The sequence below is a fragment of the Mesorhizobium sp. genome, from assembly GCF_024509055.1.
In the GTDB taxonomy this organism is placed as follows: Bacteria; Pseudomonadota; Alphaproteobacteria; order Rhizobiales; family Rhizobiaceae; genus Mesorhizobium.
The window spans coordinates 53,443-70,796 of record NZ_JANINM010000538.1 but is presented as its reverse complement, the minus strand read 5'-3'; the positions used below and the strand labels follow the sequence as shown (position 1 = coordinate 70,796).

Here is a 17,354-nt window from a genome sequence, read left to right as displayed (position 1 = left end):
CAGGGCATTGCAATCCGCCATCCCTTTCGCAGCGAGGCCCGATTGTACCACCGGACTCTCTGGTCTGGCGTCGCGCCTAGTCCCCAAGCTCGCACAAGCAGTGTCCGGCCTGTCTCGGCCATACGCCACCCACGCATAGCATGTGGATCGATCTGGAACCAGCCACCTTGCATGTAGGCATGGACATGTCCCGCAGGTCAGACGAGACGGGCAGGTAAAGCAAGGCGCGGGCCTGATCGCGAGGATAGAAACAACACCCGACCGAATTGGCGGCACGCTCCATCTGGTGTAGCGCCGACGCCCAAGTATCTGGAGCGGCAACCGGCGCACAGATCGCCTCCAGCGCCAACTGCACCTCTATCGGCCTGCAATGGGCATGGTTCTACCCAACCTTCCCGAGAGAGGCACTCTATTTTAGCAATACCTCAATCGAGAAGCCCTAGACGGGGGATGGCCAGCACATAACTCAAATGGGGGATGCCTCTGCATGACTGAACGGCTAATCTGTTGCGCACAGGAGGCGTCCCACCTGCGGCAAGGAGGTTAGGATCGGGAACGTTACCCTAATGGGCGGGGGCCCTTACGAACCACTGTGCGACCCCAGTGGAGAATGGCTAGTTTGGGATGCTGTGCGAGGAAACGTTGCCGAGTTCGATGGCTACGTTTTCCACGGCCTCACCCAAAGAGAGGCGATACGGTATTCGACGTTGTTGAACATCATGGCTGGGCCCTCGGCATGCGAGGGCTTATCATCCCGACCTGCACAGCAGGGGTGAGATCGCTCTTTCCAAGAAACGGGGATGGCGCTCGCGGCAATCCAATGCCGCTCGTCCGCCATAGATGTTCGAGGACTGCCAGATGGACAGATCAGCTGACATGGTTCCTGCTATCTTGATCGAGGCATATTCGCCATCAAGGCGACAAGCTCCGACTGCTTGTGCGTTCCAGTTTTTCGCAGGACTGACCTCAGCTGAGTGCGGGCAGTTTGAGCGCTTACCGAGAACCTTTCCGCGATGTTGTCGATCGAGTGCTCATGACCCAACTCGACGGCCAGCCTGGCCTCGGCAGGCGTCAGCCCGAACGCCATGTTCAGAGCCTCTTTGGCTGCCGTCAACTTCCGTTCACCGTCGAAGAGGCGCAAGAGGACCCCGGCCCGTCCGAATGCGCCGGACAGCAGTTTGGGAAGCTCGGTGACCTGGATGACTATCGGGTGCTTGCCTTCCCGTTTGACCACGACGAACTGCTGTGGCGGCAGCAAGCCTGCGCGCAGGGCGGCCACGACGTCCGACATCTGTCGGTTGGCCGCCCCGTCCACGATATACAACTGGCCGCCGCGAACGGATATGTCGGTGCCTATGAGAGCCTCGGCTGCGGTAGTGAGCGCCGTGACAGTTCCTTTCCAGTCGAGAAGCATCGCAGCGATCCCGGTCATCTCGAGCGTGCCGATCTGCTCCGCGCTCCGTCGGCGATCGAACAAGGTCGCGAGCTCGATGACCCTGGTGAAGTGGGGCGCGAGCGCCATAAGGATTTGCGTTTGGTCCGCCACCACCGGACCTTGTCTCGCGTCGCGCAGCAGCGACATGCACCAGAAATGGTTGTCAGCCTTGAAGGCGACAGCGGCCCAGTCCGGAAGCTTCCAGGCCTGCAGGAAGTCATGGAAATAAAGCGACTTATTCCGCTCCAGGCCCGGGAAGATGTCGTCCTGCAAAACAAGCGTCCGGCCTTCCTCGGCCATGCACCACCCGCGCATGGCGTGGGGATCGATCTGGAACCAGCCTCCCTGCACGTATGCGTCGACGAACTCCCGCAGGTCAGGCGATACAGGAAGGTGGAGCAGGGAGAGGGCCTGATTGCGGGGATAGAAGCAGCACCCGACCGAATTCGTGGCCCTTGCCATCTGGTGGAGTGCCAGCGCCCAGGTCTCGGGAGCGGCAACCGCCGCATAGAGCGCCTCCAGCGCCAACTGCACGTCTATTGGCAACGACTCGTCTGCATTGGGCATGGTTCATCCAACCTTCCCGGAACAGGACCCCACCTTAGCAATACCTCAATCAGGGAAAGCGCTCATACCCCAGACGGGGGATGGCCAGCATATAACTCGGATGGAAATGCCCATGCATGGCCGCGAGCACTGCGACGCACCGCCGATGTCTGGCCGCCGTTCTCAGTCCAATGCCTCGCGACCGCCGCCTTGTCCGCGAACCTGCCGCATGGGCTGCTTCGGCGGCCGAGGTTCCTTCCTGGCTATTCCTTGCGAGGCATGTTCGCCATCAACGCGACAAGCTCCGATTGCTTGTGGGTTCCGGTTTTGCGGAGGACCGACTTCAGCTGCACGCGGGCTGTTTGCGCGCTTACCGCGAACTTTTCCGCGATGTTGTCGATCGAGTGCTCATGCCCCAACTCGACAGCAAGCCGGGCTTCGGCGGCGGTCAGGCCGAACGCCATGTTCAAAGCCTCTTTGGCAGTCATCAGCTTTCGGTCGCCATCGAAGAGACGCAGGAGTACTCCTGCACGTCCGAACGCGCCGGACAGCAGCTTGGGAAGTTCGGTGACCTGGATGACGATCGGTCGCTTGTCCTCCCGTCTGACCACGATGAACTGGCGGGGTTGCGTACGGCCCGCGCGCAAGGCGGTTACGGCATCCGCCATCTGCCGATTGGCCGCGCCGTCCAGGATATGCAGCTGGCCGCCTCGGACGGAGACGTCTGGGCCAAGAAGGGCCTCCGCGGCGGTCGTGAGCGCCGCCACGGTTCCATTCCAGTCCAACAGCATTGCAGCGATCCCAGCCAGCTCGAGCGTGCCGATCTGCTCCGCACCCCGGCGGCGGTCAAACAGGGTGGCGAGTTCTATGACCCTTCCGAAATGGGAAGAGAGCGCCACCAAGGTCGCTCTTTCATCCGCCCCCATGGGCCCTTGCAGTGAGTCCCGCAGCAGCGACATGCACCATTGGTGGTTGTCAGCTTTGAAGGCGACAGCGGCGAATTCGGGAAGCTTCCAGACGCGCTGAAAGTCCTGGAAATAGGGCGACGAGTTCCGTTCGTCGGGCGTTGTAAGGTCGTCGTCCGTGATCAGGATCTGTCCCTGATCGGCAACGTGCCAGCCGCGCAGCGACCGCGGGTCGATCTGGAACCACCCACCCTGCACGTAGGCATCGATGAATTGACGCAGGTCGGGCGAGACAGGCAGATGAAGCAAGGCTCGAGCCTGGTTGCGAGGATAGAACAAACATCCAACCGAATTGGTGGCACGCGCCATCTGGTGTAGCGCCGACGCCCAGGTCTCGGGTGCCGCCACGGCTGAGTATAGCGCTTCAAGCGCCCGTCGTACGCCGACGGGCAGTGACTCGTCTGCGATAGACATCGAGCCGCCCGCCCCTCTCCAAGGGAAACGACCATGCTACTTTAGCAATACCTCAAACAAACATACTCCACATAGCTCAAATGGAGGATGCTTCTTCACGGCCCAACGGTACTCTTCGGCCGGTGCAGTCCTCACAATTGCGTGATGCAGGGAAAGATAGGGGCTGTAATCATTATTGACGGCGCCTCTACGCGCGGCGGCATGATGCCGTTGAGTGTCGCCTGGACTCGGGTAATAGGCGGCGCGCGTCGTAGGGTCGCGACCCTCCTTTGGCTGCTTGTTGAGGAGGACGGCCAAGGCCCTGTATTCAGGGTGTGCGATGCAATGACGCGTTCCACTCAACAGCCTAGGCCTAGTGAACAGGCACAATGATACTCTCTAGACAGGAGTGTTCGGGAAATTATACGCATCCCTGAAAGCAGCTTCATCAAGGGAGCAGGCACTGGCGCGTTCCCGGGTTCTGTCGTCGCCTGCATCCCGCCGTTCGCTACTGCACGCTGACGAGATCTAATACCTCAAGACAAGTAGAGCGCCTGCGTTCCCCTTTATGGATTTCTCGCAGTTCCCGCTTCCGGCAAGGTTTTCCAGCGATCCTACCCTATTTGGGTGATGCGCTGCTGAACTGGCGGGAGCACCGTTGAAGCATCAACGGGCCCGGGGAAGCTGAGCGCCACGAAGATGGCACCCCAGAAGAAACCGATTTCGACCCGTCCGTCTCACGCTGGGAGGCAATCATGACGGCCACATTTACATGGATTGACGGGACGAGCGGTGACTGGGGGACCTCGACGGACTGGTCTCCGACGGGAGTTCCGGACGCGACGAGCGACGCCTCCTTTGTCGGAAGCGGGACCGAGACGGTGACGGTTTCGTCGAACGAGGCCGTCAATCAGCTCACGCTCGACAATGCCGGGACAACATTGACGGTTCAGGACAGCGCCACGCTGACAGTCTATGGCGGCCTGGTCGCCACGGCTGGCCACCTGAATCTCGTAGGCAACAGTGTACAGGCCGTCGTCGACGTGTTGGCCCCGGCGGGTTTCGGAACCCCGGGCGTGCTGACGGGCAACATCTCCCTCGGTGACGGAGCTCACCCAACCAACGCACTCCTCGAGTTCTCCAGCGGGCAGATCACCGACATAGCGCAATACGGGAGCCTCCTGCTTTACGGACCGAATGCGCTGGTGGCGGACGCAGGTTCGCTGACGACCAACAGCGCCCTGCAAGGTCTCTCCACGGTCGAAGGGACTTTTGAACTGTTGGGCGGCGGCACGCTGCAAACGACCGGCAATCTCACGAACAGCGGAATATTCTGGGCCATTGGCGATTACTTCAACGACGGCAAGACCGGTGCCGTCACCATAGGAGGGACTATCACGAACAGCGGCACCGTCTCTGTCGGCGATGGCACGACAGTCACGGCAACCGGGTTCAACAACACCGGCAACCTGCAGATCGCGACATCCTTCGGCCAGCAGGCAACGCTGGACATAACAGGCCCGGCCGGGTTCGGAACGGCTGGCGTGGTGACCGGGAACGTCCAGCTTGAAGGCAGCAACGCGGTCCTGGAATTCGCGAGCGGACAAATCACCGACATCGCCGCGGGGGCTCAACTGGGAATCGGAGGGCCAAGCGACTTTGTCGAGGACGCCACCTCGCCCGGCAGCAACAGCGCGTTGCAAGGGCTTTCAACGGTCGAGGGTTCCTTCCAGCTTATCGGCGGCACGGTGGCGACCACGGGCGGCTTAACCAACAGCGGATCGGTGCAGGTCGAGGACTCAGGTTCAACAATAGGCAGCCTCTCGATCGGCGGCACGCTCACGAACAGCGGTGCGATCACGGACGGCGGGCAGGCCCCCGGCGGAACCATCTCGGCGACAGGACTCAACAATCAGAGTACAGGCACCATCGTGATCGCAGGGGCGCCCGGCCAGTTGGCGGCGCTGAACATATCGGGCGCGGCAACGAATGACGGCACGTTGACGGCGCAATACGGGACCGTGGACCTGCAAGGCCCGGTTTCCGGCAGCGGGTCCGCGGTCATAGAATACGGCTCAACGCTCGAGTTCGGATCCTCCGTGGCGTCGACGGAAAGGGTAACGTTCAACAACGGCGGGTCGTTCGACTACACGCTCAAGATCGACCAGCCCGGCCAGTTCTCCGGCATCATTTCAGGGTTTGGCTCCTCCCCTTCGGGCAACGACATAGTCGAACTCGCGAATGCAGCCAGCGCGACGCCCGTCTCGTACAGTGGCGGGCTGACCACCCTCGAAGTCAAGGACGCCGCATCGAACGTCATTGCGAACCTCAGGCTGCTTGGCGACTACACCGGGTACACGTTCAACGTCTCAGGCAACAACGTCACCACGAACGCGGCCGCCCCGCCTCCGCCTGCTGACGATACCCCGTCATTGACGGTTCCGGGCGCCCAGACCGTCACGGTGGGCAATGCGCTGGGAATTTCCGGCAGCGTCGTCGACCCGGACGCCGACAATTTTGGCGAGAGGTTCACGGTTCAGGTAAGTCACTCCGCCAATAACGGCACAGATTTCACAATGTTGCCGGAGGGAGCGACGGTCACGGGTTCCGGCACTAACATCGTCACGGTGACGGGCACGCTTGCACAGGTGAACGCCGCGCTGGCCACGCTCGCCTACGCCTCCAACAATCCGGGCGTGCAGCCCGGCACCGATACGATCACGTTCCAGGTGACCGACTCGGATGGCGGCACTGACACCAAGACGGTTGCGGTCAATCTGGTGTCGGACCCGGATGCCGGCGAGCAGGCTGCACTTGGACTGACCGTGAGTGGAAACTCAACTACGCCTATCGGGTCGACGGGTGCTGGAACGGTGGCGTTCACGGTCGCAGGCCTCGATCCCGAGGATACGGGCACGGTGACTTTTACCGATATCAACAACAAGACCGTGACGGTCAATGTCACGGGTGGCCAGACAAACTACTCGGCCAACCTGACATCGCTTGCCGATGGTGCGATCACCTCGTCGCTGGCTGTCGCCACCGACCCGGCAGGCAACAGCTTCACGCCAGTCGCGGGCAACGCGGTCAGCCTCGATCAGGACACAGGCGAGCAGGCAGCGCTTACGTTGACGGTGAACGGCAGCTCGGCAACCCCTGTCGGGTCGGCGGGCGCCGGAACGGTGGCGTTCACGGTCTCCGGGCTCGATTCCGAGGACAGCGGCACGGTCACCTTCACCGATGTCAACAACAAGACCGTGGTAGTCAACGTCACGGGCGGACAGACGACCTATTCGGCCAACCTTGCGAGCCTGGCTGACGGCACGGTCACATCTTCGCTGGCTGTCGCTGCCGATCCGGCGGGAAACACCTTCACGCCAGTCGCGGGCAACGCCGAGACCCTTGATCAGGACTCGGGAGCCGGACAGTTCCTGTTGCTAAACAGCTCGTTCGGTCCACAAACCCTGACAGCCGACACAAACACAGGATTGGAATGGCTGAATGTCGGCCTCACCGCGGGCCAGTCCTACGATGCCGTCTCCAGTCAACTCGGCGCCGGGCAGCTCTATGCAGGATACCGCTACGCCACGGCCGCCGAAGTCCAGCAACTTTGGGCAGACTTCGGCATTACGGCAAATCCTGCCGCCGGGGTCGCTTTGCTGGAGGCTGACCTGGGCGTTGGAGATGTTTGGCCCACCGGCTCACGTGAGGTGTACGGCCTGACGGCCGACACTGTCTCCCCGGGCACGCACGAGGCTGCGTTTTGGGCAACCAATAATCCTTCGTACGGTTCGACAGCGTTCTTGTTGTCGGCGCCGGGCCAGCAAGCTCCTGACACCGCGGGCTATCTTCCTTACGGTGCCCCGTATACCTCCCTGCTCGTCAGGCAGGGTCCAGTGGCGTCGGGGCAGGCTGCGCATTCGCTGACAGTCAACGGCAACGCGGCGGCCCCGATCGGGTCGGCGGGAGCAGGTGCGGTAGCGTTCACGGTCGCCGGGCTCGATCCGGAGGACAGCGGCACGGTGACCTTCACCGATGTCAACAACAAAACCGTGGTAGTCAGCGTCAGCGGCGGTCAGACAGCCTATACGGCCAATCTGACCACGCTTGCAGACGGTTCCATCACCTCGACGCTGGCGGTTGCCACAGACCCGGCGGGCAACAGCTTCACGGCAGTCGCCGGAAACGCCGCCAGTCTCGACCAGACAGCGCCCCAAGTGACGGAAGGCCTGGCGAACGACACCGGAATCTCGTCGACCGACAAGATCACCAACAACGACACGCTGACGGGCTCCGGCGATCCCAACGCGGTGGTCCACTTCACTGTGGACGGCACGCCGATCGCGCAGACGGCGACAGCCAACGCCAGCGGCAACTGGACGTTCGCGCCGACCGGACTCGCCGACGGTTCGCACACTGTTGTCGCGAGCGAGACGGACGCTGCAGGCAATACAGGTACGGCATCGCTGACCTTCACCCTGGACACGACTGCACCGGAACTTGTGAGCTTCAACCGCGCCGGTTCAAGCGGTCCGACCAACGCAGGGCAGGTCTCCTACAGCGTCACCTTCTCCGAGCCCGTGACGGGCGTTGACGCCAGCCAGTTCCAGGTCGATCCGGCGAGCACTGTGAACGGGGCTTCGATCGCTGCCGTTACGGAGATCGACGCGACGCATTATTCGGTCGCGGTCAACACTGGCAGCGGCGATGGGACCGTCGGAATCGACCTGGTCGGAACCGGCATCGATGATCTGGCAGGCAATCCGCTGCCGGGAGGCCAGTTCAAGCCGCAGGTCACGCTCCCCACGGCGGCCGGCCCGCTCTTTCCGGTGATCGCCGACGTCAATGGCGATGGCAAGGCCGACATTATCGTCAGCGATCTCAACGCGGACACGATTTCCGTCCTGTTGGGCAACGGCGACGGAACCTTCCAGACCGCCCATCAGTATGTCGCCTCTGCCTATTCGCTTACCGTCGGGGACCTGACTGGAAACGGCAAGGAGGACATCGTGGCCGCGGACCCGGGTGGTGGCGTTTCGGTTCTTATGGGCAATGGCGACGGCACCTTCCAGTCTCCGGTCCACTATGCCGGCGGGGGCAACGACGAAACCGTGTCGATCGGCGACCTCAACGGCGACGGCAAGGCCGACCTTATCCTTGCCGACAATGCGGGCGGGGTGGTAACCCTGCTTGGCAATGGCGACGGGACTTTCCAACCCTACAAAGAGATCGCCACAGGCGGCGAGACGACCTCGGTTGCGGTAGGCGACCTCAACGGCGACGGCAAGCTCGACGTGGTCTCCAGCAACTTCGGCACCAACGATATCGCGGTCCTGCTCGGCAACGGCGATGGCACCTTCCAACCACAGGTGCACGTCGGATCGGGAAATCGGCCGAACAGCGTGCATCTCGTCGATCTTAACGGCGACGGCAAGCTCGATTTGGTCTGGGTGAATGAAGGCAGCGGGACGGTCTCGGTGATGCTGGGCAACGGCGACGGCACTTTCCAAAAAGAGACCGACTACGCAGCGGGAGCGGGAGCGCGGACGGTCACCATTGTCGACCTCAACGGTGACGGCAAGCTTGACCTTGCGGTGGCCAACCAGGGCGGCAACTCAGTTTCGGTGCTGTATGGCAACGGCGACGGCACGTTCCAGAACCAGGTGACCTACGCCGCGGGAACGCAAACCTATGGCATCGCCGCCGGCGATCTCAACGGCGACGGGCGGCCCGATCTGGTAGCGGCCAATCTCGGTGGCAACGATCTCTCCCTCTTCTTCAACACACCGCCCGCCATACCCGGGCCAACCTACACCATCGACAAGACCCCGCCCCAGGCGACCGTCTCGCTCGACCACAGCACGGTCAATCTGGCGGCCGAAACTGCTGTTGTGACGTTCGCGTTCAGCGAGGCGGTCACGGGTTTCGGCCTGAGCAGCGTCACCGAGAATGGCGGCTCGCTCAGCAACCTGCAGACCAGCGACGGCGGGAAGACCTATACGGCGACGTTCACGGCGACGAACGGCATCGACATCAGCAATGCGGATGTGGCCGTCAATGCCAATGGCTACCAGGACCTGGCCGGCAATGAAGGCGGCGCGGCAAGCACTGGCAGCTTCACCGTCGACACGGTGGCCCCGTCGGTTTCAGCGACGACCAACAACAGCGACGTCAATCTCGCCCACGGCACGGCAACGGTCACGTTCAGCTTCAGCGAGGCTCCCACTGACTTCAGCCTGGCGCATGTCAGCGCCACTGGCGGCACCCTGTCAAATCTCCAACAGGTGAACGCCACGACCTACACCGCAACGTTCACGGGTTCGGCCGCCACCGACATCGGCACGGCCAGCGTGGCCGTCGACAATGCCTGGCATGAGAACAACGGCAACGCCGGAACCAGCGGGAGAACGGCTTCGTTCGTGGTCGACACGGTCACGCCATCGGTCGCGGTGTCGATCAACAACAGCCACCTGACCCTGTCTGCGCGAACCGCGACGGTCACCTTCTCCTTCAGCGAGGCGCCTGTTTCCTTCGTGCTGGCGGATACGGCCGCAGTCGGCGGCGCGTTGAGCAACCTGCAAAAGGTCAATGCGACGACCTATACCGCGACCTTCACGGCCGCCGCGAACACCCTGATCAGCAATGCCTCGGTCAGCGTGGCCGGGAGCAGCTGGCAGGAGGGCAATGGTAACCCAGGCGCTGGAGGCGCTACCGCAAGTTTCATCGTCGACACGCTGGATCACTGGACCAACGCCGCGGGCGGAAGCTGGAGCACGGCTTCGAACTGGGGGAACGGCGTGCCCGCAGCTGGCGTTGCCGCGGACATCGACCGAAGCGGGACCTACACGCTCACGATCTCGGGCGCGGCCGCCACCTACGGGCTGCTTGTAAACGACGCAGGCGCAACCGTCTCGGACAACAAGAATGGCGCGCTGGCCCTTGCGGGGACGGGCGGTTCCAATGGCGCGCTCACCATCTCCGCAGGCACCTTCGCCCTTGCGGGCGGCAGCCTGGCGGCTGGATCAATCTTGATCGCCAGCGGCGGCGTTCTCCAGATATCGCAGTCTTACGCCCTGGCGGAAACGATCACCGACAACGGCGCGATCACACTGGCTAGCGCCACTTCGAAGGGTATCACCGCGACCTTCAACGGCGGTCTCGGCGGATCCGGAAAAGTGACAGTCCAAAACGGTGCTACCGCGGTTATCGGAACGGCCGTCATCGGCCCCGGATCCTTCACCTTGGCGAACACCGGCAACCTGGAATTCGCTTCGTCCGATACGGAGAACGTTACCTTCGCGGCGGGAGCAACCGGAACGCTCAAGCTCGACCACAGCCTGACGGGACCGTTCACCGGAAAGATATCCGGATTGACCCCGAACAATGCCGTCGACCTTGCCGATCTCAGCTTCGTCAAGGGCAAAACCACCGCCGTCTACACGGGAACAACCGCGGGCGGCACCCTCAAGATCAGCAACGGGACCCAGAGCGTCAGCTTAAGCCTCGTCGGCGACTATACGCATTCCACCTGGAAGCTTTCGAAGGACAGCAGCGGCACCGGAACGCTGGTGATCGACCCGAGCGCGGCCCCCGCGCCGCCGCTCGTGGCAAGCGTGCCGGAGAGCCGAGGTCCAGACCTCGCGCTGCTGGTCAACTACATGGCTTCGGCTTTCCCGCAGGGCGGACACGGGCTTGGAAGCTCGCTCATCGGCGATGCGTCGCTGGCGGCGATCAGCCAACAGGGTTTCCTTGCCCAGCCGCACCACGCCTGAGCGGCTCAGACCGTCGGAGGAAGATCGTAGAGGATAGCGGTCGGAGGTAGTCGTGGAGCCGATGTCTGCCAACGCCGAAAGCTTGCCGTCCAGCGATCCCGGGCTGGTCGCCCTGGTCCTGCTTGTCAGGCTGAACGGCGTTGCGGTCGACGAAGAACAGGTTCGGCACCGCTTCGCCGGACGCGTGATCGGCACACGCGAAATGCTGCGCTGCGCCAGGGACCTCGGCCTCAAGGCGCAGGCGCGACGGACGGACTGGAGACGGCTGCTGGGCACGCCCCTGCCCGGCATCGCGTCGCTGCGTGACGGCGGATTCCTGGTGGTGGGTAAGGTCGGCGAAGACCAGGCCCTGGTGCAGCCAACGGACGCCGCCGCGCCGCGGTTGATGAGCCGCGCCGAGTTCGAAGCGGCGTGGGACGGCCAGATCGTCCTGATGACGCGCCGGGCGAGCCTCATGGACCTCGCCCGGCGGTTCGACATCACGTGGTTCCTCGGGGCTATCCGCAAGTATCGCTGGCTTCTGGGAGAGGTGCTCGTCGCCTCGTTCTTCCTTCAGGTGTTCGCGCTGGTGTCGCCCCTGTTCTTCCAGGTCGTGGTCGACAAGGTGCTGGTGCACCAGAGCCTAGGCACGCTTGACGTGCTGGTGCTCGGCCTGGCAGCCATCGCGGTGGCCGAGACGGTGCTGGGAATCCTGCGTACCTACCTCTTCGCGCATACCACCAACAGGATCGACGTCGAGCTGGGCGCACGGCTCTTTCGCCACCTGACGGCGTTGCCGCTTTCCTACTTCCAGGCGCGCCGGGTGGGCGATTCCGTCGCCCGGGTACGCGAACTCGAGAACATCCGGAACTTCATCACCGGCTCGGCCATGACGTTGGTGATCGACCTGTTCTTCACCTTTGTCTTCGTTGCGGTGATGTTCCTCTATTCGCCGTTGCTGACATGGATCGTGTTGGGATCGTTCCCCTTCTATGTCGCCATTTCGGCAGGGTTAACTCCGCTGTTCAGGCGGCGGCTCGACGAGAAGTTCGCCCGCGGCGCGGAAAACCAGGCCTTCCTCGTCGAAGGCGTGACCGGCATCGAGACGGTCAAGGCGATGGCCGTCGAACCGCAGATGCAGTTGCGCTGGGAGGAGCAGCTTGCAGGCTACGTCTCGGCCAGCTTCCGGGTGCTCAGCCTCGGCAACGCAGCCAGCCAATCCGTCCAGATGGTGAGCAAGCTGGTGACGGCAGGGGTTCTCTATTTCGGGGCGCGGCTGGTGATCTCGGGAGACCTGACAGTCGGCGGACTTGTCGCCTTCAACATGCTTGCGGCCAGGGTCAGCGCTCCAGTGCTGCGCGTCGCCCAGATCTGGCAGGACTTCCATCAGGCGCGGCTATCCGTGTCCCGGCTTGGCGACATCCTCAACACGCCAACCGAGCCTGCCTTCAATCCTGGCAGGGCAGCGCTTCCGTCGATCCGCGGCGACATCAGCTTTGACCACGTCACCTTCCGCTATCGCCTCGACGGACCGGAAGTGTTGAAGGACGTGCGCTTCGACATTCCAGCTGGCCAGGTCGTCGGCATCGTCGGCCCATCGGGTTCCGGCAAGAGCACGCTCGCAAGGCTTGTCCAGCGGCTCTATGTCCCCGAAAGCGGCCGCGTCCTGGTCGACGGCGTCGACCTCGCGATGATCGACGCCAGCTGGCTGCGAAGGCAGGTCGGCGTGGTCTTGCAGGACGCCACGCTGTTCAACCGGTCCGTCCGCGACAACATCGCGCTCGCAGATCCGGCCTTGGGGATGGACGAGGTCATCCGCGCCGCGTCCCGGGCGGGAGCGCACGATTTCATCCTGCAGCTGCCGGAGGGATACGACACCATCGTGGGCGAGCGCGGCGGCACCCTGTCCGGCGGTCAGCGCCAGCGCATCGCGATCGCCCGGGCGCTTGTCACCAACCCGCGCATCCTGATCTTCGACGAGGCGACAAGCGCCCTCGACTACGAGAGCGAGCGCGTGGTCCAGCAGAACATGGAGGAAATCGCGGAGGGCCGCACCGTGATCATCATCGCGCACCGGCTTTCCACCGTGCGCGGCGCGGACCGAATCCTTACCCTCGACCAGGGGCGTTTGGTGGAGGACGGAACGCACGACGACCTTGTCAACGGCAACGGCCGCTACGCCTCGTTGCACAGGCTGCAGGCGGGCCACAAATGAGATCCGCCAGCAAGGTCGTTCCGTTTCCGAAGGCGCCGCAGCGGCGACATGAGCTCGCCTTCCTTCCTGCGGCGCTGGAGATCATCGAGACACCGCCCTCGCCGATAGGCCGCGCCATAGCAGCGGTCATCGTGACCGTCTTCTGTCTCGCCCTCGCCTGGGCGACGCTGTGCAAGGTCGACATCGTCGCGTCCGCGCCGGGCAAGATCATCCCAAGCGGGCGGACTAAGGTCATCCAGCCGCTCGAGGCAGGCGTCGTCCGCGCCATCCACGTTCAGGACGGGCAAGCCGTGAAGGCGGGCGACGTCCTGGTCGAACTCGACCCGACCATGAACGCGGCGGAGCGAGACCACCTGCGCGGCGACCTCGTGGCGGTCCAGCTCGACATCGCCCGCCTCGTCGCGGCGCTGAGCACCGCTGCTGATCCCCTGGACGATTTCAAGCCGCCTGACGAGGCTCCGGCGGAGCTTGTCCAGAACCAGCGCCAGTTCCTGGCAAAGCAGGTCGAGGAGCACCGGGCGAAGCTGGCGTCGTTCGACCGGCAGGAGGCGCAAAAGACGGCGGAACGCGACACGATCGACGCGCAGGTCGACAAGATGAACGCGACCATACCCGTCATCGAGCAGCGCCTGGAGGTCCGCAAGAACCTCCTCGACAAGGGACTGGATTCGAAGCTCGACTACCTGGATACCTTGCAGCAGCTCGTCGAGCAGCAGCAGGATGTCGTCGTCGGAAAAAGCCGCCACCAAGAGGCGGAGGCATCGCTGGCGGCTATCGTCGAAGCCCGCCGGCAGGCCGATGCCGAATATGACCGCACCCTCTTCAGCGACCTGACCGAAGCCAGGCGGAAGGCCGCAGGCCTCGCCGCCGACCTTGTCAAGGCCGAGCAGCTCACCAATCTCCAGGTCCTGACTGCGCCGATCGACGGGGTCGTCCAGCAGCTTTCGGTGCACACGGTGGGCGGGGTGGTCACGCCTGCGCAGCCCCTGCTCGTTCTCGTGCCGACCGACAGCCATCTCGAGATCGAGGCGATGGTTTCGAACCGCGACATCGGCTTCATCAAGCCCGGCCAAGCGGCCGCCATCAAGGTCGACACCTTCGACTTCACCCGATACGGCCTCCTGCACGGGAAGGTGCTGAGCGTCTCCCGCGACGCGATACCGCGCGATGCCGGGCAGGAGAATGCGGGCGCCGCAACGCTGGAACGATCCGGTAGCGGCGAACGGAGCAGCCAGGCTTCGGTCTATGTCGCGAGGATTTCGCTCGACCGGACGAGCATGAAGGTCGATGACAACGTGATCGACCTGTCGCCGGGAATGGCGGTCACGGCCGAAGTCAAGACAGGTTCGCGCAGGGTCATCGACTACCTGTTGTCCCCTTTGCTGCGGTACGGGCATGACAGCCTGCGCGAACGGTGACCGGCCGCCGGGAAATCTGGCTGGTGGAACCCTGTTTCGGTCGCTCCAGTGCAATCAAGGCTTGCGAGCCGGAGGCACTGCTCCAGATTCCCAGGAATATACAGTAAAGCCAAATCGTCGGCGGGTAAAAGCAACCGACACGTTCGTAGTCAGCATCTTCACCCTATCGAGCCGGAATAGCCGTTCCTGTCTCCTTGGCAGACACCTGCTCCCTACAGGTATATAGCCCCTCAACAGGCCGCAATTGTAGTCGCCACGAAGTCATTCCCATGCCCCATATGGGGTATGACTGACGGACGAAATTAACTTAGTTTGGCGTGGTCGTAGATATATTGCGCTTCCGCGCGCATTTCCGAAGGGGAAACAACCATGCAAAATCGAAAGCCGCTTCAGCTGGCGCTTCTGGCCTCTATCTCGCTTTTCCTCACCGACGCCGCTTTGGCGAAGGATGCTTACAAGACGCCTTGTCATGCCGACGCACTGCGAGTGTGCAAAATGACCAATGATATCAATGCACAGGGCTGTCTTAAGCAGCACCTGAGCGAAATCACCCCGTCCTGCAAGGCCTTCCTGACCAAGAAGTGAGATTTACCAAGGCGTATGAAGCCCATCAGTCCGTATGCGCGCCGCTAGTGGGAACGCGGCTTTTCCGCAGGCGGGCGGTCTATGATGTTCGAGGCGCTTGCGATGCCGCCGAGGAGCTTTACCAAGTCTGCCTGCCTGTGAGTTCCGGTCTTGGCGAAAATTGACTTCAGCTGGACGCGCACGGTGTCCGCCGACACTCCCCGCGCCCTGGCGATCTCCTCGATCGGCGTGCCCGAGAGCATGCTGTTCGTCACGGAAATCTCCGCTGGCGTGAAATCGAAGAGGCTGAGCAGTATCTCGGGGGCGATCTTCTGGCTTGTCTCGCTCGACGCGAAGATCATCAGCGAATCCGCGACCGGGAAAATGTCCCTCCCCGCTCCGGCAACGGGAAGAACGTGGACGATCATCATCGGGCGCGCTTCGGTCGCGGAAATGGGGAACGTTCCGTTCCGATGCATTGCTGGCTTCTCGAGGATGCTGGACCACCTCTGGTCGGCTGAAGCCTGCAGGAACGTCAGGCGCTGGCGTCGGTGCTGGACGACGTCGGGCATCAATATTTCAAAAAGGCCGTTCGCCACCTCCAGCCGCCCGTCCCGCAGGGCCGCGGCGGGCAGCCCGACGGAGTTCAAGACTTCCACTGCGGCATGAAGCTGAGCGAACCTCAGCCTTGCAGTCATGACGCAGGCGCGAGCGATGTGGGGTCTTAGCCTGTTCAGCCTGTCGACGAGCTTGGGATCGAGCGGTCCTGCGTCGTAACCCCTGTGAACCGAAACTTTCACCGTATCGCCGTTCGGCGACATGACGTTCGTACCAGCGTGCCAGTACATGCCGTACGGACGCATGAAATTCTGGTAGTAGAAGTTTTCCTGCATCTCCTCGGCCGACATCACCTCGGTGGCGAGAACGAACCGAGGCTGCGAAAACCGGCGCAGGCGTTCGTCGCTCTCGACGTACGGGTTCTGGGCAATCCAATTGTCGCGAAGGTAAACGACCAGTTTCGGAAATGCTGTCTCGTTGGCGGTCCATCCTGCTAGGGCGTGGTCGCGAACTGACATTATTGCGGAGTCTGTGCAGTCACAAAGGTTGGCCAGGGTCTCCAATACGCCCCTGCCGCCCCATTTCTCAGGTATCGTGGCGGCTTCATACAGGCGGTCGATGATGGCTTCGTCTTGCTCATCACGCAGCATGTTGTAACCCCGTCCTGTACCCTGTCTGGACTATGCCCTTGCTTTTATCGCATCCATGGCGGCCGCACCATAAAAACATTAGCAGCGCATGATATTTGGTGGGCCCTAACGCGAGGCGCTCTGAGTCTGAAGACCGCCTCGTTGAAGGACTGACAAGACTGCCTGATAACGGGCTTTATCGGGCATTGTCCGAGATGGAGCTAATTGCCGATGTGCAGCGTGTCCTCGATGCTAACGTCGATGCATTTCCACGACGCTGGCGTGTCGTTTTGATCGTTGATCAGCGTTCCGTCGTTGTGACAGTCTTGGTTCAAAATTGAAGCAACTTCACCCATCTTTACCTCGAGGCAATTTTGGAAATCGCCGGCTACTGCACAAGCCTGCCGAGCTTCCCCGTACTTCTTGCATAGTGCTACCCATCTGCAAAGTTCTGCGTGCCGGGCTTGGCTCTCCGCCTGCGCTTTCGCACTCTCCGCCTGTGCCTGCTCGCGCGCCGCCGCTCGCTCCTGTTCAAACTTCAACTGTACGGCGGTTTTCGGAGTCTCTGGAGGTGGTGGATTCGTTATATGATACGCAACAAAAAGGACACCGAAGCCGAGCAAGGGTAGTAGGATGCCCAACACTTCGGAGGAAGGCTTATCTTGGTTGCCCATAGCGCCGACTGGTCCTCATGATTTAGCAGGTACATTAGTTCTAGGGCGCGTGCAAATCACAGCCTGTTCAACCCTCGCTCCGAAATGGTCGACAAGTCGCTCCAACTATTCTTGGAGAGGGTGGGCTGAAATCTAGTCAGAACCCGATCCCGATATTCAGGCGCAGTTCGCGGATTGTCCGCCGCCACCGGAAGCCGACAGCCCCA

General features: G+C 62.4%; 8 protein-coding genes. 4 read left to right on the top strand and 4 right to left on the bottom strand.

Features of this window, described 5'->3' with window-relative positions; genetic code table 11:
• Window positions 1-886: 886 nt before the first annotated feature.
• Both Q0L57_RS32630 and Q0L57_RS32625 read right to left on the bottom strand, forming a co-directional pair.
• On the bottom strand, window positions 887-2,002 hold the full coding sequence (locus Q0L57_RS32630) for a helix-turn-helix transcriptional regulator (protein WP_296747213.1): 1,116 nt from the start codon (window positions 2,000-2,002) through the stop codon (window positions 887-889).
• 242 nt (window positions 2,003-2,244) lie between these two features.
• Window positions 2,245-3,255 carry a helix-turn-helix transcriptional regulator gene (locus Q0L57_RS32625; RefSeq protein ID WP_296747212.1) on the bottom strand — a complete coding sequence of 337 codons (1,011 nt, stop codon included), beginning with the start codon at window positions 3,253-3,255 and terminating at the stop codon, window positions 2,245-2,247.
• An 839-nt stretch (window positions 3,256-4,094) separates the two neighbouring features.
• Here Q0L57_RS32625 and Q0L57_RS32620 point away from each other — a divergent pair.
• The 4 genes from Q0L57_RS32620 to Q0L57_RS32605 all read left to right on the top strand — a co-directional run bounded on the left by Q0L57_RS32620 (window position 4,095) and on the right by Q0L57_RS32605 (window position 15,308).
• On the top strand, window positions 4,095-11,111 hold the full coding sequence (locus tag Q0L57_RS32620; RefSeq protein WP_296747211.1) for an FG-GAP-like repeat-containing protein: 7,017 nt from the start codon (window positions 4,095-4,097) through the stop codon (window positions 11,109-11,111).
• A gap of 61 nt (window positions 11,112-11,172) precedes the next feature.
• A complete protein-coding gene (locus Q0L57_RS32615) occupies window positions 11,173-13,305 on the top strand; it encodes a type I secretion system permease/ATPase (protein ID WP_296747226.1) in 2,133 nt (710 codons plus the stop codon).
• Window positions 13,302-14,723, top strand: coding sequence for an HlyD family type I secretion periplasmic adaptor subunit (locus tag Q0L57_RS32610; protein ID WP_296747210.1), 1,422 nt, complete (start codon window positions 13,302-13,304; stop codon window positions 14,721-14,723). Before Q0L57_RS32615 ends, Q0L57_RS32610 begins: the two co-directional genes overlap by 4 nt.
• 369 nt (window positions 14,724-15,092) lie before the next feature.
• A complete protein-coding gene (locus Q0L57_RS32605; protein ID WP_296747209.1) occupies window positions 15,093-15,308 on the top strand; it encodes a hypothetical protein in 216 nt (71 codons plus the stop codon).
• Between the two features lie 44 nt (window positions 15,309-15,352).
• Here the strand turns inward: Q0L57_RS32605 and Q0L57_RS32600 are convergent, their stop codons facing one another.
• Together Q0L57_RS32600 and Q0L57_RS32595 are read right to left on the bottom strand one after the other, a co-directional pair.
• A complete protein-coding gene (locus Q0L57_RS32600) occupies window positions 15,353-16,495 on the bottom strand; it encodes a LuxR C-terminal-related transcriptional regulator (protein ID WP_296747208.1) in 1,143 nt (380 codons plus the stop codon).
• A gap of 200 nt (window positions 16,496-16,695) precedes the next feature.
• Complete coding sequence (locus Q0L57_RS32595; RefSeq protein WP_296747207.1) at window positions 16,696-17,148, bottom strand: hypothetical protein; 453 nt, start codon at window positions 17,146-17,148, stop codon at window positions 16,696-16,698.
• Window positions 17,149-17,354 lie beyond the last annotated feature (206 nt).